We start from the raw sequence: 17,067 nt of genomic DNA, 5'->3' as shown, positions 1-17,067 counted from the left end.
CTATTCCCGCTCATCTAAATCAACGCTCTCAAACATATAGACGCTTTATTAAACAGAATATTGTGTGCATTTACAATTTAATTTCAATTGCCATACGCCTTTATATCATTTGTATTATATTTAACTTATGAAACCAAAACTAACCAACACACTCCTCATCATGCTGCTATGTTTAAGCAGTACGATGTCATTTGCACAAACGAAGAATTTATTTAACGGAAAAGATTTAACCGGATGGCATAGCGACGTGCCTGATAAAGATAAAAAACCCGACATAGAGCCCTCCTTCATTATACGTAATGGATTACTGGTAAGTATGGGCAATCCCCGCGGTCACCTGATTACTGACGACATCTATCAGAATTACAGGATAGAGGTTCAATATCGTTTTGCAGGAAAACCGGGAAATTGTGGTGTATTGGTACATGCCTCAACTCCGAGAATACTATATGGAATGTTCCCAAAATCAATAGAAGTGCAGATGATGCATAAAAATGCAGGTGATTTCTGGTGTATTGAAGAGGATATTACCGTACCTGATATGGAAGCCAGACGCGGACTTAAAGCTAACTGGGGAATAAACGGAGATAAATTACGACGGATTAAACGAGTGACTGACAGTTTAGAAAAACCACTTGGTGAATGGAACAAGATGGTAGTAGAGTGTCTGAATGATCAGATAAAAGTTTGGGTAAATGATAAACTGGCAAACTACGGTACTAATTGCACAGCCAAAAGCGGACAAATAGCACTTCAGGCTGAAGGCGCAGAAGTAGAATTTAGAAAAGTAGTCCTGAAACCGATAAAAAAACTAAGCAAGGATTAATCTTTGCTTAGTTTTTATGATTAAGCTACGCTAACTGCGCCAAATACTTCACCAAAATTAGAGAAGGTATCATTAGCTGATTTAATTGCAAGCTCTTCTTCAGCTTCGCTATTTGCTGATGCATTCAATACCGCTACAAATTTACCCCACATCTGACCCGTGGCTTCTCCGTAGCCGGAAAAGAAAGATACACCATTAGTAACCCCAGACTTTTCAAGCATCTTTACAATGATTGGTCCGCCCATAATAGACCCTTCCATTACATACAAAGCACCAAGGGCTTGTATGGCATTGGTAATTTCGGGTGCAATAGCTTCTGGTAGATCATTCACATCTGAACCTAAAGCTTCAATATCCTGTTTTAAATAAGATGAGTTACGTCGTTCTGCATGATCAGGTAACAACTCTGTAGTTATATATGGCGCAATAGCTTGCTCAACCTGATTAAAATAAGCATAAAAATGTTTTAAAAAATCTGCATAGTCGGCATCACTGCGAATAGCTTTCATTTTTTGTACTACTTTTTTCTCGAGTGTAAGATGGGCTTCTTTAGTGGCGTCTTTAATTGAATTGCTTAACATAACTATATCTTTAAGGAGTAAATTTATTAAAGAAACGGAGAATTACTGATGATATTACGTATATATTCAAGTAATGCTGGAACACTTTTTCATTCCCAGAGACGTTTCATTATATAACAACCAATTTTATCCGAAAATCAACTATTTTTGCATTATGACCACCAAACCTACATCCGAAAAAAAAGCAGTTTTGCTTAAATGGCTGAAAAAAGTTGGCGTCTGGGGATTTTTATTTTTTCTTGCTAAAGGCTTGGTATGGCTTGCTTTGGGCTATTGGGTACTGAAATAAGTGATCTTTTGGTAATGGTATTTTGAAATCATGGATTACCAGCAAATAAAATTTTGATATTCAATAAATTACATTACCTTTGTATTATAATTAAATTATAAAATAATGCAACAAGGAACAGTAAAATTTTTCAATGAAACAAAAGGTTTTGGATTTATCGTACCAGCTAATGGTGACGCCGAAATTTTCGTTCATTCTTCTGGCTTAATTGACAGCATTCGTGAGAATGATTCAGTAAGCTATGACATCGAGCAAGGTAAAAAAGGCTTGAACGCAATTAATGTTAAGATTAGCTAATCAAAATATTTATAAATTGTTAAACATCCATCCTAACCGATGGATGTTTTTTTTTGTGCCTACATTTTCTTTTTCTCCAGCTTATCGTGGTACGGCAAGTACATGGGTAGTGCTGCAGAACCATACCAGCCGTAAACTTCCGCTTCAAGAAGCTTATGTTTTATAGCAGGATCTGTTTCCAATAATGCTTTCGCCTCTGTGCTTGAAGCTGCATTTAATATAAATATCCCTCGATAACTTTTATCGTTCTTTTGAAAGGGCCCGGCAACAACCAGTTTCCCCGCACTAACTAAACGTCCGATATTCCCCATGTGTCCACTGAACAGACTATCTGTTTTAGCCTTGCTTTCAGTAGTATTTGTACCTGTTTTTAAAATTACCAGGTAGTAGATTTTCATCCCATAATCATCAGATTGGAGTGAATCGGCCAGTTTCTTATCATATTTAGGATTATCTGCTTGTGCTAATGCAGAAAAGCCTGACAAAAATAAAAGACCAGCAATAACAATATGCTTTCTGTACATACTTAAAGTTAAGTTTTTTTTACTTTAAGTCTATACTATTGAAATCGGAGTTACGTAATTTTGCAGACGTTTAAGCTGGTCATTATCTGACCGCTTCATCACATTAAAAACAATGATTAATATGGAAACACTGAATAATAAAACAGCACTGATTACAGGTGCAGGTAAAGGTCTTGGTAAAGCAATAGCACTTACACTTGCAGCAGAAGGAGTAAATCTGGCATTAGTTGCCAGAACAGCAAGTGATCTGGAGAAAGTAAGTGAGCAAGCCAAGCAAATTAACCCGGCGATTAAAGTTGTATATGCTATTGCAGATGTTTCTAACATAGCAGAAGTAAATGCTGCCTGTGCAAAAATCGCTGCAGAAATAGGTAAAATAGACATCCTGGTAAACAATGCTGGTATAGGCAAATTCGGCAATTTCCTGGATCTTGAGGTCAGCGACTGGGAAAATATCGTAAAAACCAACTTGTTTGGGCCTTATTATTTCATCAGACAGATCTTACCGCAAATGTTGGAACGTAAAAGTGGCGACATTGTAAACGTTTCATCAACTGCAGGACTTAAAGGTGCTCCTTTAACAAGTGCTTATAGTGCGTCAAAATTCGGCCTGAACGGATTATCAGAATCACTAATGTTCGAAGCACGTAAATCTAACATACGGGTGTTTACACTTACACCAAGCACTATCGCCACTGATCTTGCGATAGACAATAAACTTACCGATGGTAATCCTGATTCAACGCTTCAACCTGAAGATTTTGCTGAATTGCTGGTAGCGCATTTAAAACTTCCAAACCGCGCATTGGTTAAAGATGTAAGTCTGTGGTCTACCAACCCGTAAAACATTTTAAAACCAACAACAATAATAAGGCCTGTAACTCATCGTTACAGGCCCCTATTTCATTTTAACTCCTGACTAGTTCAAGGAAACGTAAAGCTCATTTTGTGTTAACCACTTCCCACCTATCTTACGCCACATAGCAGCATAATTACCGTGGTATACATCATTTTTATAATTCCAGGTACCACTTTCCCATGCCATGTCTCCGGATTCATTTATCGTAATGGTATCGGGGATACGCTCAAATAGCGGGCTGCTTTTAGAAAACATATATTTCCAATCAGCAGCAATTTTAGCTTTTCCCACGGTATAACTCCCATCTCCGGCAATCTGCACAAAGTCTTTCATCCAATATTTTGAAACTCCCGCTACATCCTTTTTGGCAATACAGCTGTTTGAATCAAGTCTTGCTTCTTTGATTAATAAAGTATCTGTTGAATTCATAAGCCCAAAGGTAGGTATTGCTACAAAACAGTTATCAAACTTTTATACATCCAACTTGTTTACTTTATACTAATCATCAGAACATGGGACTATTAAAGACCGCATTACTAGGTGCCGTAGTATACGGTGCAGTTAAATACCTTACCAAAAAAGACCTAAACGGTCGCTCCATCGTAGACGACATAAAAGAGAGAGCACCAGAATGGATGGAAAAAGCCAAAAGCATTAAGAACGACATTAAAGTAGAATTAGAGCGCCAGCGATATTAAGATCAATAAATATTTTGCTGCTTCATAAAATCCACTTCTTCTTTGGTAATGTGCTCATCATCAATTGCCGGGGCAGCAGTTATTTTTGCTACTTTTAATTCATCCATAATGTCTACAAAGTTTTTATAGCTGGCAGCTTCTGTGGGCTTAATGATAACAAATAATGACTTTTTAGGGTCGCTAGCATTTGCGGCTTCAACTTTAGTTTTGTTAATCATTAACGATTTTCTAATCCCATCAAACCCTTCAATTACAGGCTGACTTTTACCAGTTTCGCCCATATACCAGGCTAGTTTATTGTTTTTACCTAGTAAGATCGTCATTGAACGGGATGCAGGGACAGGCTCCTGCGTATCATCCATTGCCTTGTCAGGCTTGGCTATATCCATTGCTATAGGTTTAGATAAAGAGGTAGTGAGCATAAAAAAAGTGATCAGCAAAAATGCTAGGTCAACCATAGCAGTTAAATCAACTTTTGGTACAGCTCTTCTGTTTCGGGAAATGCTTAGTTCAGCCATAATCTTTTGGTTTAAGTTAAAATGATGATGTGAAAAGGCTGAATATTCCATAATGTTTATATTCGTATTTAGAATTTAGCCATAAAACAAATGAACAACATAGTGATATTAACCGGTGCCGGCATTAGTGCAGAGAGCGGACTTAAAACATTCAGGGACTCTGATGGTTTATGGGAAAATCACCGCATAGAAGATGTTGCAACGCCTGAAGCCTGGGAACGAAACCCGCAACTGGTACAGCAATTTTATAATGAACGCCGTAAATCGGTACTGGAGGCCGAACCGAATGAAGCACACAAGGCGCTAGCCAGATTACAGGAAAAATACAACGTTCAAATCATTACTCAGAATATTGATGACCTCCACGAACGTGCGGGCTCAAAAAACGTACTGCATTTACATGGATTAATCACCAAAGCGCAGTCGGATGTTGACTCTGGCCTCACCTATCCCATATCAGGTTGGGAACTCAACTTTACTGATTTATGCATATATGGTAAACCCTTGAGGCCCCATGTAGTTTGGTTTGGTGAAGCCGTTCCAAATATGGTACCAGCCACCGCAATCTGTCGGAAAGCGGATATTTTTGCAGTGATAGGCACGAGCCTACAGGTGTACCCTGCTGCCGGCTTAACGACGTATGTACCAAGAGAAACACTTAAATATCTAATTGATCTCAACGTATCCAATATAGCTGCTAACAATCATTTAAAAATGATAGAACAACCTGCTACTATTGGCGTTCCAATGATGGTTGAAGAACTATTAAACCGAAATGATGCTTAGCTATTTATGTAGCTTTCCTGTCAAATATTAAAACTAAACTTGCATATCCACTCTGCTTATCGTAATATTGCGATACAATAATTATGGGACTTACAAAAACGGAAATATTTACGCAGGAGCAGAATCAGCTGGCACAATTGCTTAAGGCAATGGCCCACCCTGCCCGTATCGCCATCTTACAGCAGATCATTTCTGCTAACGCCTGCATTTGCGGCGACTTGGTGGACGAACTCGGCCTTGCCCAAGCTACCATATCACAACATTTAAAAGAGCTTAAAAACGCAGGGATTATACAAGGGACAATTGAAGGTGTAAGTGTGTGTTATTGTATTAACCCGGATACCTGGAAACTATTGGAAAGCCAGATAGGTGACTTCCTTAAATTATACAAAGGTTCAGCAAATTGTTGCTAGCTTTTTTTTAACTACATCAATCGTAAAATTGCAATATATGAATACTCAAGAATTAACAACCTGGCAAACGTTTAAAGCCACTTTAGAGCAAAACCCAAACCTGACATTACAATTTCAGTACGCAGCCGATAAATGGGTTGATGCCTCTTATCACATTACAGAAATCAAACAGGCTCCTATCGTTTCGGTAGATTGCGGTGGGGTAATGAATTCATGGACAGAAATCATTGTACAGTTATGGGAACCGAAAGTTAGAGATAGCGAAAGAGCGATGCAGGTAAGTAAAGCCTTATCTATCGTAAAACTAGTAGAAAAATCATTGCCACTTAATCCACTTGGTGTGGTTAAGATTGAATTCGGAAACTCCCAGTTTGATACCCGACAAATGTATCCGGGAGCATTTGAGATCTCAGGCGAGAATTTAATTATAAACCTTATACCAGATGCCACCCAATGTAAAGCAATTACACGTGGAGGCAGTTGTGGTACAACAGCTACAGGTGAAGAATGCTGTGCACCTGTAACAGAAACCAAGACTGAAAAGCCAAAAATCGAATTGAAAAATCTCGTTGCTGATGGGCCGTCATGCGCACCTGGCTCTGGATGTTGCTAACCAATTGTTTATTAAAATAAGATAGATGAAAAAGATACTTGTATTATGCACCGGTAATAGCTGCCGCAGTCAGCTTGCTGAAGGATTCCTCAGATACTTTGCGGGTGATAAAGCCCAAATTTACAGTGCCGGAATAGAAACGCATGGCGTAAACCCCAAAGCCATAGCAACAATGGCAGAAATTGGGATCGACATTTCCGGCCATACTTCAAACAACGTGAATGAATATGCAGACATAGACTTTGATTATGTCATCACGGTGTGCGACAATGCTAAGGAAAGTTGTCCATATTTCCCTACCAAAGCACAAAAATTCCACTACAACTTCCCTGATCCGGCGAAAGCTATAGGAACCCAAGAAGAAGTTGAAGCAGAATTTAGAAGGGTTAGAGAAATGATTAAAACCTATTGCGAGAATTTTGTGAAAGAAAATCTAAGCAAATAACCTTCTATAACCCTAATTTACTCAGTAACAATGTCAGCAACAAACTGTGCGCCTGCATTCGAAAGAAAGCGGCTTGGCTTTCTCGATCGTTATTTAACTTTATGGATTTTCCTTGCAATGGGATTTGGGGTAGCCATTGGTCACTTCCTCCCTTCCTCTTCTGGTTTTATTAATTCCTTTTCCAGTGGCACGACAAACATTCCTCTAGCCATTGGTTTGATTCTAATGATGTACCCACCACTTGCCAAAGTGAAATATGAAAACATGGGCCTGGTATTCAAAGACACCAAGGTCTTAAGTGTTTCACTTGTGCTCAATTGGGTAATCGGACCAATGCTAATGTTTTTTCTGGCCATTACCTTTTTGAGGGATTACCCCGAATATATGGTCGGCCTGATCCTGATTGGTTTGGCCCGCTGTATTGCAATGGTAGTGGTATGGAATGAGCTTGCGGAAGGAAATCGTGAATATGCAGCTGGATTAATTGCCTTAAACAGTATTTTCCAGATACTACTTTACAGCGTATTTGCTTATGTTTTTATTACCGTGCTCCCTCCTTATTTTGGGCTTAAAGGGCTAGATGTAAACATCACCATTAACGAAATCGCTAAAAGTGTTGGGATTTACCTGGGTATTCCCTTTGCGATGGGCCTCATCAGCAGGTACGGCCTGATTAAATTAAAGGGCGAAGCCTGGTTTCATGATAAGTTCATACCCATGATTTCCCCTATTACGCTGATTGCTTTACTATTCACCATAATGGTCATGTTTAGTCTTAAAGGCGGGCTCATTGTACAAATCCCAATGGATGTAGTAAGAATTGCCATCCCTTTGATGATATACTTCTCTATCATGTTTGTGGTCAGTTTTTTCGCCGGGCGATATTTCGGTGCAGATTATTCAAAAAGCACTTCGATAGCATTTACAGCTACCGGCAACAATTTTGAACTGGCCATAGCTGTAGCTATCGGGGTATTTGGTATCAATTCAGGACAAGCTTTTGCGGGCGTAATTGGCCCACTCGTTGAAGTTCCTGCTTTAATCGCATTAGTGAATTTAGCTTTTTGGTTCAGGAAGAAGTATTTCTTATTTGATCCCACAAATTGTTTGTAGCTTTGGGGCTATATTAAAAAATCCTCATGGCTGTATTACATAGAAAAGAAGAGAAAATTGAAGTTGTGCTTAGTAAACTTCCAAAAGATTACACTGATAAGCAATTTGTTGATATGTTTATACAACTGTACTCAAAAGATTGGGGAAAAATTAAAGCAAACTACATCAAACAATCTCAAGATAAAGAACCTGGTACGATCATCACTATGCCTAAGCCGGAAATCTATTTGAAAAACGTTCTGGAGGTTTACCTAAAGAACTCAAAATAAGACTAAGCACAAAGAAGAAGCCCCATTATGTTATGCATAATGGGGCTTATCTTTTTTATCTGATTGGGGCTTTACTTGATCAGGCCTTCAGCTTTAACCAGGACAGCAGTCAAACCATCCTTGTTCTTTCCACCTGCAGTAGCGTAGAATGGTTGTCCACCTCCACCACCTTGTATATCCTTAGCCAGTTCTCTTACAATATTAGAAGCATTCAAACCTTTATCCTTAACCAGGTTTTCAGATAACATTACCGTAATACCCGGTTTATCATCAATCAAGGTTGTGAACACAAGGAACAAATCATCAACCAGATCCTTTACAGCAAATGCAAGATTTTTAACCGCATCTGCATTAGGAAGATCTACATAAGTAGCAATCAGGTTAATTCCGTTGATGGTTTTAAGATGGTGTACGATTTCATGTTTAAGGTTCGCCGACTGCTCTAAAACAGCTTTTTCTGCATCTTTTTTCAGTTTATTATTTTCTTCAATCAATGCAGCAACGGCAGATGTTAAATCTTTATTTCCTTTTAGCAAGGCACGAAGCTCGTTAAGCTCTCTATTCTGATCTAAAACAAAGGCCTCCGCTTTATCAGCTGTAATCGCTTCAATACGTCTCACTCCTGCTGCAACAGCACTTTCTGAGGTAATTTTAAAGTAACCAATCTGACCGGTTGCCTGCACGTGTGTACCGCCGCAAAGTTCTTTAGAGTAGTGATCATCAAAGGTGATGATACGAACTAAATCGCCATATTTCTCTCCAAACAATGCTGTTACACCACTTGAGATTGCCTGATCGTACGGCACATATCTTTGTTCTTTAAGCGGGATGTTTTCCCTTACCTTTTGGTTTACCAGGTGTTCTATTTGGGCCAACTCCTCATCAGTTACCTTAGCAAAGTGCGAGAAGTCGAAACGCAGGTAGTCGGGGTTTACCAATGAACCTTTCTGGTTCACGTGATTGCCCAATACCTTTTTAAGTGCTGCATGCAATAAGTGCGTTGCACTGTGGTTATCCTGCGAAAGCAGACGCTTATTCTCGTCAATAACTGCCCAGAAAACACCTTCAACATCTTCAGGTAAAGTATCTGCATAATGAACAATTACACCATTCTCTTTTTTAGTGTCGGTAATTTCAACAAAGAACAAACGGCTATGATCTTCAAGTCGGCCGGTATCACCTACCTGACCACCACTTTCTGCATAGAAAGGAGTTTTACTCAATACAATCTGATATTGTTCCTTGCCTTTAGCAACTACCTTACGGTATTTTATAATCTTAGTTTCAGCTTCAAAGTCGTCATAGCCAACAAACTCTACTTCCAGGTCTGAATTAACCAGTACCCAATCGCCGGTATCTACCGCAGTAGCAGCGCGCGACCGTTCTTTTTGCTTTAATAAGGCCTTGTTGTATTCCTCCATATCTACTGACCAGCGTTTTTCTCTCGCCATCAGTTCGGTAAGGTCGATCGGGAAACCATAAGTATCATTCAGCTCAAAAGCAAACTCTCCCGAGATCACCATCTGATCCTTCAAAATACTATATACCCATTGATCTTCAAAAGGCTTTTCAGGCTCGATCGCATTCTCAGACATCAGGAATTCAGCCTGCTTTTTAGTGTAGTTATCAAATCGTTGTATCCCTGTAGCTAAAGTTCTTAAGAAGGAAACTTCTTCCTCCAAAACAACCTTTTGCACGAAATCCTGCTGTAGGGACAACTCATCAAAAACACCTTTAAACTGCGCTGCCAAAACAGGTACCAGTTCATTTAAAAATGGGTCTTTTAAATTAAGGAAGGTATAAGCATAACGAACTGCACGACGTAAAATACGACGGATCACATAACCTGCTTTGTTATTTGAAGGCAGTTGTCCATCGGCAATTACAAACGAAATAGCACGGATATGATCGGCCATAACGCGCATAGCGATATCTGTTTTCTCATCAGCACCGTAAGCTATGCCCGCTTTGTTAGCGATAAACTGAATCAGCGGCTGAAAAACATCCGTATCGTAGTTAGAAGCTTTTTCCTGCAACACGCGCACAAGGCGCTCAAAGCCCATTCCTGTATCAACATGCTGCGCTGGTAGAGGCTGTAAGGATCCATCTTTAAGGCGGTTAAACTGCATAAATACATTGTTCCAGATCTCAATTACCTGCGGATGATCGGCATTTACAAGTGATTTACCTGATACAGCTTTACGCTCTTCATCCGGACGGCAGTCTACATGAATTTCGGAACATGGTCCACATGGTCCTGTATCCCCCATTTCCCAGAAATTATCTTTCTTATTACCCAGAACAATGCGTTCTTCAGGCACAAATTGCGTCCAAAGCTCGTAAGCTTCAGTATCTCTTGGCAAACCTTCTTTATCATCTCCTTCAAAAACAGACACGTAAAGCTTGTCTTTAGGGATTTTATAAACCTCTGTAAGTAATTCCCAGCTCCAGGCAATGGCCTCTTTTTTAAAATAATCTCCAAAGCTCCAGTTGCCCAACATCTCGAACATAGTATGGTGATAGGTATCAATACCTACTTCTTCTAAATCGTTGTGTTTACCTGAAACCCGAAGGCAACGCTGTGTATCAGTTACCCTTGGGTATTTAGCAGGTGCTTCGCCAAGAAACAGATCTTTAAACTGGTTCATCCCAGCGTTGGTAAACATTAGGGTTGGATCATTTTTAACTACAATTGGTGCTGATGCAACAATATGATGCTGTTTCGATTCGAAAAATTTTAAGTATGCCTCTCTGATTTCCTTAGCTGTCATCCTTCTATTGATTTATTTTGAGCAAAATTAGCATATTATTGGATTATTCCGGTAAGATCGGTTTACATTAAATGGCAAAACTTCTGATCAAAGGAGCAAGGAGCTGATCTAAAATATTTTTTCAATCTCTCCATGGATACCTGACTAACTTTTCCTAAGTTTGAACACTTTAAATAAAAGCTGTAACAAACTAATAATCAATACAAAAATATGCCTTACAAGGAACGGGAAATCAATAAAATGTATTACACCATGGGGGAAGTGACCGAAATGTTTGGTGTAAACGCATCTCAAATCCGCTTTTACGAAAAGGAATTTGATGTACTACAGCCTAAAAAAAATAAAAAAGGCAACAGGTTATTTACTCCGGAAGACATTGAAAATTTAAAAATCATTTTCCACCTTGTGGATGATAAAGGCTTTACCCTAAAAGGGGCTAAAGAGCACTTAAAGAACAATAGCGGTGAGGTAAAAGAAAACCAAAAGATCATCGCTTCTCTGGAGAAGCTAAAAGACTTCTTATTAAAGCTAAACGAAGAGATTTAATTTATTTCTTAATTATTTTTTTTTATCTGGTAATTTCTACGGTGATTTAGCTTATTTAAGCTAATCACCATGAAAACACTATGCTTACTTTCTTTACTGCTACTTACACAAAATGCAGTAGCACAGGAGGACGAAAAAAACAGGGATATCATAGAGGCGCTGGCCGAAAAATCATCTGAAAACGACGACTTCTCGGAAGTAACAGAACGTCTTGGCTTCTTTCGAAAGCACCACATCAACCTGCATAAAACAACGCCAGAGGAATTAAAAAGCCTATTATTCCTCTCCCCGCTTCAAATCAACAGTTTCTTTAGCTACATAGCAAAGACAAGATTACTGGATATACTGGAACTTCAAGTCATACCAGGCTTTGATATAGAAACTATCTCCAGATTACTGCCATTTGTAACCTTAACAACATTACATGATTATGATCAATTGAAGCCTATAAAAATGCTATCTACGGGCGAGCATGAACTGATTTCCAGATATACACGCCTCTTGAAAAAGCAGAAAGGATTTAGAGATTTGCCGGGTAGCAGGTATTTAGGAAGCCCGGAAAAAGCACTACTCCGCTACAGATACAATTTCCAGGGAATAGTGTCCGCAGCTATTGTGATGGAAAAGGACGCCGGAGAACACCTATTCAATAAAAAAACGGGTTCGGATCACCTTTCAGCACACCTGGCCTTATTTAAGCTGGGAAGAGTTAAAAAGCTGGTCCTTGGCGATTACAGTTTACAATTCGGACAAGGATTAACGCTATGGTCGGGTTTTGCATTTGGCAAAGGACCTGATGTAACCAGTGTTGCTGCTAAAGATGTAGGACTAAAACCATACACATCGGCAAATGAATCATCTTTCTTCCGCGGAGTAGCAAGCACTGTAAATCTTGGCCGAAATATTTATTTAAGTTCCTTTATTTCATTCAGAAAGCTCGACGCAAGTTTAAAGATTACGACCGATGGAGGCTACAGTCTCTACAACATTAGCATGAGCGGTTTACATCGCACACAAACAGAGCACAAAAATCAAAAAACACTGGGACAACAGGTCTATGGTGGAGTATTGCAATACATTAGCGACAATCTAAATATCGGCGGCATTGCTTATCAAGCTGACTACGAACACCAATTCACCACAGGCCCACAACTTTATAACAAGTTCAGTTTTACAGGAAAACACTTTAGCAATATCGGCTTACACTACAACTACACTTTCCAGAACATCTATCTGTATGGAGAAATAGCACACAGTATAGGCTCAGGAATGGCTACAATCAATGGTGCCATGGCAAGTCTATCACGTAAACTATCAGCAGTATTATTGCACCGTAGCTACGATATAAACTATCAAAGCTTTTTCAGTAGAAGTCTGGGAGAGGGTACCGAAACCAATAATGAAAAAGGTTGGTATGCCGGATTAAATTACATCCTACCTGGCAATTTCATCTGGTCGCTGTATGCCGACTATTTCAAATTTCCCTGGCTAAAATATCGGGTCGACTCTCCCTCTGCCGGCTATGAATTACTCAGTCAGATCAGCTATACAAAAGGGAAAACGTTCAAAGCAACGATCCGGTTTAAAATAGAAAAAAAGCAACAAAACCCGGATACTGGTGACGACTATAACCAGCTCGATCAAGTGGCAAAACAAAACTACAGATTGGAGTGGAGTTGGAAATTAAATGTAAAGTTTAACTTTCACCAAAGAACAGAAATCACTCAATACCAAAAAGGTATAAAACAAAATGAGATTGGATACCTGATCTATCAGGACGTCAATTACTCACCCATCTCATCCAAACTATCAGCCAATATTCGTCTCGCCTGGTTTAACACTCCATCCTACAACAGCAGGATCTATGCTTATGAGAATGACGTTTTACACGGATCCGGATCCGGGCAATATTCAGGCAAAGGCATACGTACTTTTATGAATATCAGATATCGACCAATGAAGAAAACCGACGTTTGGTTCAGATACGGTCTTTTCATGTATCTGGATGTAAAAACAATAGGTACAGGACTAGATGAAATAGAAGGCAGCAGTAAATCAGAGGTTAAAATACAAATCAGATATCAATTTTGATAAACTTCACTCCAGACACGGCTAAAACGGAGATTGCTTTTGTAAGGATATTGGTTCCTTTTGCGCTGGGGATTTTTAGTTTTTACGGATGTGGAGCGACATACCTTTTCAACTACATCTTTTTATTTAGCCTTATTTTATTCGCCACCTTATCTGTAGTAAGCATCAGGTACAAGCATGTAAATATTCATCGATATTCAGGAATTACAGGTCTAACAATCCACCTATTAATACTTACATTAGGAATATTATGTGTTATTTCATATAAGCAACATATATACACTGATTTACAAAATATTAAAAACTTAGAATACCTTAAAATCAGAATCATCAATGAACCACAAAACAAACAGAATATAATTCTGTTTAACGCAGAATCAACCAAATCAACAATCGCAACCAACTCATTATCAGGCTACAAATTCAAAAATTACATTTTTCAGTCTGTATCTGGAAAAATCAGGGTATCTATACGCACAAATGAAGGTATTCCGCTCCGGTTAAAGTACGGAGATGAGTTGATTATACCTGCAAAGCTTTCGGTAATCCCCGCTGCACTCAATCCCAATGAGTTTGATTACAAAGCATGGCTGGCCACACAGAACCTGTACCACCAAACCTATTTAAAACCCCAGGAAATAGTTAAACTTCCTACCAATAGCGGGAATAGATTGATCCGGTTTGCATTCGACTTAAGGGCCGAGCAAGTTGCGATTTACCGCAAGCTCATCAAAAATGATGATGCATTTGCTGTTGCTTCAACACTGATACTCGGTTACAGAGCAGATTTAAGTTCTCAAATGCTTAATATTTATTCAAAAACCGGCACGATACACGCTTTATCAGTCTCAGGCATGCATGTAGCCCTGGTTTATCTAGTCCTGAATCAGTTATTATATTTTTTGAATAGAGAGCAAGCCACCAGAATCATAAAAACCACCCTAATACTCAGCCTGATTTGGTTTTACACCCTACTGACAGGCTTCTCCCCTTCTGTCCTTCGCGCTGCAATCATGATTTCCGTATTCATCATCGCCAAACTATTCAACAGAAATACAAACAGTTATAACATCATTGCTTTTGCGGCTTTTTGTTTATTGCTCTACGATCCGTTCCTGCTGTGGGATGTAGGCTTCCAACTCTCTTTTATGGCCGTCATAGGCTTAATTTATCTGCAACCTAAAATCGAGGGCTGGCTATACGTAAAAAATCCCTGGCTGAATAAAATATGGAGCACTATAGCCATGTCATTAGCTGCTCAATTAGCCACTTATCCTTTCAGCGTATACTATTTCCATCAGTTCCCCCTCTACTTTTTATTCAGTAACCTATTTATTACGCTTCCTACCGCCTTAATTATGTATATCGGACTAAGTATACTTCTTTTCAAATTGGATTGCTTAGGACCTACCTTAGAATGGCTCATTGATTTCACAAATCGTGGATTAGATCAGATTGCCCATTTACCTTTTGCAGGGATATCGGCCATTTGGCTTAGTAAAACCGAATTAGTGTTACTATGTTTCGCTTTAACCCTTTCTATAATTGCTATTGATGAGCAGCGAAAGCGTCTATTACTTGCAGCAACAGCACTATTTCTATGCCTTCAAAGTGCGCTTGCAATTGATAAACTGCAAGCGCTACAGCAAAAGAAGACCGTCAGGTATGTACTAAAGAAAAATTACGCAGTCGCAATAATCTACTCCAATAAGGCCGTTCTGTTTACAGATCTGAAACCAGAAAGTAAAGCTTTCCTATATTTTGTTAAACCCGCACTCGATCAGCATAGGGTAACACAAATTCGATTCAAGGACACTATTAATCATCCTCCTTAAAAGCAATTAAAAAAACATGTTTTCAATATCTGAAAGTATAGGTTAAATGAAAACCTTTTGGTAGTTTTTCTTCACCTTATTATATCTTTGAACAAATAACTAAATATTTGTATGACTGAATCCTTGGTTTTATATACCATTAGCCAGCGTATTGCTACCATATCCATCAACCGTCCTGAAAAACGTAATGCATTAAATCCAGAACTAGTTGCTCAATTGACGGCTGCATTTGTAAAGGCTTCGGAAGATGAAGAGGTAAAAGTTGTCGTCTTAAAAGCAAATGGCACAACATTCAGTGCTGGTGCCGATCTGGCTTACCTGCAACAGTTACAACAGAACACCTATGAAGAGAATCTGGCTGATTCTGAAAACCTTAAGCGACTATTTACTACCATCTATTATCTACCTAAAGTAGTCATAGCACAAGTTGAGGGACATGCCATAGCCGGAGGATGCGGATTAGCCACTGTTTGTGACATCACTTTTGCTGTTCCTGAGGCTAAGTTTGGCTATACCGAAGTAAAACTAGGCTTTGTACCTGCCATTGTTTCCTGCTTTTTGCTACGCAAGACAAGCGAGACTATTGCCAAAAAGATACTGCTTACTGGTACGTTGTTCTCTGCACAAGAGGCCTTAGACTACGGACTGATCACTTTTGTAACAAAGGCAGAAGATATTGCTCTAAAAGTAAATAATTTTGCATTAAGTTTGTGTAATGAAGCTTCCAGCAATGCGTTAATGGTTACAAAGCAACTCATCGGACAGACCACGAATCCCGACCTGGATAAAAGCCTTTCGGAAGCTGTGCGCATCAATGCCCGCGTGAGGGAAAGCGAAGATTTTAGAAAAGGAATTGCTGCCTTTATCAGCAAAGAAAAAATCAACTGGTAAACTAAATTATTAATAAAATATGCTTAAATCTATTAAAACAGGAGTTCTGGCGATTATTTTAATCGGCACAGCCATCATAGCAAAAGCCCAGAAAGTTATAGATGCAGGAACAATTACTTATGGGGTTGAATATGTGTTGAATGATGATCAGAAAAAACAAGTTGATGCTTCGGTTTTACCTTCAGAAAGTAAGGTAGAATTTAATGGCAATATGTCTAAAGTACAAATTGATATGGGCATGGCCATGTTAAAAATACTTACTGATGCCTCTATTAAAAATGCACTGGTACTGGTTGATATTCCAATGATGCAAAAACAATATGCAGCTAAAATGTCTAAAGAAGATATTGAACAACAATCAGGTTCATTAAAATTTAGTGGATTCACTGCAACTGGTGAAAAACAAAACATAGCAGGTTTTAATGCTGAGAAATACAATTACAAGGATAACAATGGCGCCAGCTATGAATTATGGGCCACTAAAGAACTTAAACTTGCTGCAGGAGCAATCCCTCTGGGATTTGAAGAAGTAAAAGGTACACCTATTAAATTTTCTAATTCGCAGGACGGGTATAAAACAGTACTTACTTTGAAAAATGTAAAAGAAGATAAGGTAGGTCCGTTCTCTCTGGACATCCCCAAAGGATATGAATTAAAAACTATGGAAGAACTAAAGGCAATGAGGGGCGGCCGATAAGCCTG

The 17,067-nt window shown here is 39.0% G+C and carries 20 protein-coding genes; 15 read left to right on the top strand and 5 right to left on the bottom strand.

Features of this window, described 5'->3' with window-relative positions; genetic code table 11:
- The first annotated feature begins 127 nt into the window (after positions 1-127).
- The gene (locus tag B9A18_RS23330) at positions 128-826 is read left to right on the top strand and encodes a 3-keto-disaccharide hydrolase (protein WP_084292069.1); all 699 of its coding nucleotides are present in this window, start codon (positions 128-130) and stop codon (positions 824-826) included.
- A gap of 20 nt (positions 827-846) precedes the next feature.
- Here the strand turns inward: B9A18_RS23330 and B9A18_RS23325 are convergent, their stop codons facing one another.
- Positions 847-1,407 carry a biliverdin-producing heme oxygenase gene (locus tag B9A18_RS23325; RefSeq protein ID WP_084292067.1) on the bottom strand — a complete coding sequence of 187 codons (561 nt, stop codon included), beginning with the start codon at positions 1,405-1,407 and terminating at the stop codon, positions 847-849.
- Between the two features lie 394 nt (positions 1,408-1,801).
- Here B9A18_RS23325 and B9A18_RS23315 point away from each other — a divergent pair, with 394 nt between their 5' ends.
- Positions 1,802-1,993 carry a cold-shock protein gene (locus B9A18_RS23315; RefSeq protein WP_084292065.1) on the top strand — a complete coding sequence of 64 codons (192 nt, stop codon included), beginning with the start codon at positions 1,802-1,804 and terminating at the stop codon, positions 1,991-1,993.
- 59 nt (positions 1,994-2,052) lie between these two features.
- Here B9A18_RS23315 and B9A18_RS23310 read toward each other — a convergent pair whose 3' ends face one another.
- Positions 2,053-2,517 (bottom strand): YciI family protein, encoded by a 465-nt coding sequence (locus tag B9A18_RS23310; protein ID WP_084292063.1) that lies wholly within the window; start codon positions 2,515-2,517, stop codon positions 2,053-2,055.
- 121 nt (positions 2,518-2,638) lie between these two features.
- Here B9A18_RS23310 and B9A18_RS23305 point away from each other — a divergent pair, with 121 nt between their 5' ends.
- Positions 2,639-3,361 (top strand): 3-ketoacyl-ACP reductase, encoded by a 723-nt coding sequence (locus tag B9A18_RS23305; protein WP_084292111.1) that lies wholly within the window; start codon positions 2,639-2,641, stop codon positions 3,359-3,361.
- A gap of 75 nt (positions 3,362-3,436) precedes the next feature.
- On the opposite strand, the gene B9A18_RS23300 is transcribed toward B9A18_RS23305, so the two are convergent.
- The gene (locus B9A18_RS23300) at positions 3,437-3,805 is read right to left on the bottom strand and encodes a YybH family protein (protein ID WP_084292061.1); all 369 of its coding nucleotides are present in this window, start codon (positions 3,803-3,805) and stop codon (positions 3,437-3,439) included.
- 83 nt (positions 3,806-3,888) lie between these two features.
- Here B9A18_RS23300 and B9A18_RS23295 point away from each other — a divergent pair, with 83 nt between their 5' ends.
- Entirely contained in the window at positions 3,889-4,074 is a 186-nt protein-coding gene (locus B9A18_RS23295) for a hypothetical protein (protein WP_084292059.1), read from the top strand.
- Between the two features lie 2 nt (positions 4,075-4,076).
- Here B9A18_RS23295 and B9A18_RS23290 read toward each other — a convergent pair whose 3' ends face one another.
- The gene (locus tag B9A18_RS23290) at positions 4,077-4,592 is read right to left on the bottom strand and encodes an ExbD/TolR family protein (protein ID WP_084292109.1); all 516 of its coding nucleotides are present in this window, start codon (positions 4,590-4,592) and stop codon (positions 4,077-4,079) included.
- A 90-nt stretch (positions 4,593-4,682) separates the two neighbouring features.
- Between B9A18_RS23290 and B9A18_RS23285 the strand changes: the two genes are divergently transcribed.
- From B9A18_RS23285 to B9A18_RS23260, 6 genes are all read left to right on the top strand, one after another.
- The gene (locus B9A18_RS23285; RefSeq protein ID WP_084292057.1) at positions 4,683-5,378 is read left to right on the top strand and encodes an SIR2 family NAD-dependent protein deacylase; all 696 of its coding nucleotides are present in this window, start codon (positions 4,683-4,685) and stop codon (positions 5,376-5,378) included.
- 83 nt (positions 5,379-5,461) lie between these two features.
- A complete protein-coding gene (locus B9A18_RS23280; RefSeq protein WP_084292055.1) occupies positions 5,462-5,791 on the top strand; it encodes an ArsR/SmtB family transcription factor in 330 nt (109 codons plus the stop codon).
- 37 nt (positions 5,792-5,828) lie between these two features.
- Positions 5,829-6,404 (top strand): DUF6428 family protein, encoded by a 576-nt coding sequence (locus B9A18_RS23275; RefSeq protein ID WP_084292053.1) that lies wholly within the window; start codon positions 5,829-5,831, stop codon positions 6,402-6,404.
- A 25-nt stretch (positions 6,405-6,429) separates the two neighbouring features.
- Entirely contained in the window at positions 6,430-6,849 is a 420-nt protein-coding gene (locus B9A18_RS23270; RefSeq protein WP_084292051.1) for an arsenate reductase ArsC, read from the top strand.
- A gap of 30 nt (positions 6,850-6,879) precedes the next feature.
- Entirely contained in the window at positions 6,880-7,962 is a 1,083-nt protein-coding gene (gene arsB / locus B9A18_RS23265; RefSeq protein ID WP_084292049.1) for an ACR3 family arsenite efflux transporter, read from the top strand.
- A gap of 26 nt (positions 7,963-7,988) precedes the next feature.
- Positions 7,989-8,231, top strand: coding sequence for a hypothetical protein (locus tag B9A18_RS23260; RefSeq protein ID WP_084292047.1), 243 nt, complete (start codon positions 7,989-7,991; stop codon positions 8,229-8,231).
- A gap of 71 nt (positions 8,232-8,302) precedes the next feature.
- Here B9A18_RS23260 and alaS read toward each other — a convergent pair whose 3' ends face one another.
- Positions 8,303-11,002 (bottom strand): alanine--tRNA ligase, encoded by a 2,700-nt coding sequence (alaS, locus tag B9A18_RS23255; protein ID WP_084292045.1) that lies wholly within the window; start codon positions 11,000-11,002, stop codon positions 8,303-8,305.
- Between the two features lie 210 nt (positions 11,003-11,212).
- On the opposite strand from alaS, the gene B9A18_RS23250 reads away from it, so the two are divergent.
- From B9A18_RS23250 to B9A18_RS23230, 5 genes are all read left to right on the top strand, one after another.
- Positions 11,213-11,548, top strand: coding sequence for a MerR family transcriptional regulator (locus tag B9A18_RS23250; RefSeq protein ID WP_084239758.1), 336 nt, complete (start codon positions 11,213-11,215; stop codon positions 11,546-11,548).
- A gap of 69 nt (positions 11,549-11,617) precedes the next feature.
- Entirely contained in the window at positions 11,618-13,639 is a 2,022-nt protein-coding gene (locus B9A18_RS23245) for a hypothetical protein (RefSeq protein WP_084292043.1), read from the top strand.
- Positions 13,636-15,474, top strand: a complete 1,839-nt coding sequence (locus B9A18_RS23240; protein WP_084292041.1) for a ComEC/Rec2 family competence protein — start codon at positions 13,636-13,638, stop codon at positions 15,472-15,474. Before B9A18_RS23245 ends, B9A18_RS23240 begins: the two co-directional genes overlap by 4 nt.
- Positions 15,475-15,585: 111 nt before the next feature.
- Entirely contained in the window at positions 15,586-16,365 is a 780-nt protein-coding gene (locus tag B9A18_RS23235) for an enoyl-CoA hydratase/isomerase family protein (RefSeq protein WP_084292039.1), read from the top strand.
- A 19-nt stretch (positions 16,366-16,384) separates the two neighbouring features.
- Entirely contained in the window at positions 16,385-17,062 is a 678-nt protein-coding gene (locus B9A18_RS23230; protein WP_084292037.1) for a hypothetical protein, read from the top strand.
- Positions 17,063-17,067: the final 5 nt, after the last annotated feature.

This window comes from Pedobacter nyackensis, from assembly GCF_900176505.1.
Taxonomy (GTDB): domain Bacteria; phylum Bacteroidota; class Bacteroidia; order Sphingobacteriales; family Sphingobacteriaceae; genus Pedobacter; species Pedobacter nyackensis.
This window is presented reverse-complemented; position numbering and strand designations above follow the sequence as displayed.

Coding starts and splice junctions, on each gene's coding strand:
- B9A18_RS23330 (WP_084292069.1), top strand. CDS start 128: ATGAAACCAAAACTAACCAACACACTCCTCATCATGCTGCTATGTTTA.
- B9A18_RS23325 (WP_084292067.1), bottom strand. CDS start 1,407: ATGTTAAGCAATTCAATTAAAGACGCCACTAAAGAAGCCCATCTTACA.
- B9A18_RS23315 (WP_084292065.1), top strand. CDS start 1,802: ATGCAACAAGGAACAGTAAAATTTTTCAATGAAACAAAAGGTTTTGGA.
- B9A18_RS23310 (WP_084292063.1), bottom strand. CDS start 2,517: ATGTACAGAAAGCATATTGTTATTGCTGGTCTTTTATTTTTGTCAGGC.
- B9A18_RS23305 (WP_084292111.1), top strand. CDS start 2,639: ATGGAAACACTGAATAATAAAACAGCACTGATTACAGGTGCAGGTAAA.
- B9A18_RS23300 (WP_084292061.1), bottom strand. CDS start 3,805: ATGAATTCAACAGATACTTTATTAATCAAAGAAGCAAGACTTGATTCA.
- B9A18_RS23295 (WP_084292059.1), top strand. CDS start 3,889: ATGGGACTATTAAAGACCGCATTACTAGGTGCCGTAGTATACGGTGCA.
- B9A18_RS23290 (WP_084292109.1), bottom strand. CDS start 4,592: ATGGCTGAACTAAGCATTTCCCGAAACAGAAGAGCTGTACCAAAAGTT.
- B9A18_RS23285 (WP_084292057.1), top strand. CDS start 4,683: ATGAACAACATAGTGATATTAACCGGTGCCGGCATTAGTGCAGAGAGC.
- B9A18_RS23280 (WP_084292055.1), top strand. CDS start 5,462: ATGGGACTTACAAAAACGGAAATATTTACGCAGGAGCAGAATCAGCTG.
- B9A18_RS23275 (WP_084292053.1), top strand. CDS start 5,829: ATGAATACTCAAGAATTAACAACCTGGCAAACGTTTAAAGCCACTTTA.
- B9A18_RS23270 (WP_084292051.1), top strand. CDS start 6,430: ATGAAAAAGATACTTGTATTATGCACCGGTAATAGCTGCCGCAGTCAG.
- arsB (WP_084292049.1), top strand. CDS start 6,880: ATGTCAGCAACAAACTGTGCGCCTGCATTCGAAAGAAAGCGGCTTGGC.
- B9A18_RS23260 (WP_084292047.1), top strand. CDS start 7,989: ATGGCTGTATTACATAGAAAAGAAGAGAAAATTGAAGTTGTGCTTAGT.
- alaS (WP_084292045.1), bottom strand. CDS start 11,002: ATGACAGCTAAGGAAATCAGAGAGGCATACTTAAAATTTTTCGAATCG.
- B9A18_RS23250 (WP_084239758.1), top strand. CDS start 11,213: ATGCCTTACAAGGAACGGGAAATCAATAAAATGTATTACACCATGGGG.
- B9A18_RS23245 (WP_084292043.1), top strand. CDS start 11,618: ATGAAAACACTATGCTTACTTTCTTTACTGCTACTTACACAAAATGCA.
- B9A18_RS23235 (WP_084292039.1), top strand. CDS start 15,586: ATGACTGAATCCTTGGTTTTATATACCATTAGCCAGCGTATTGCTACC.
- B9A18_RS23230 (WP_084292037.1), top strand. CDS start 16,385: ATGCTTAAATCTATTAAAACAGGAGTTCTGGCGATTATTTTAATCGGC.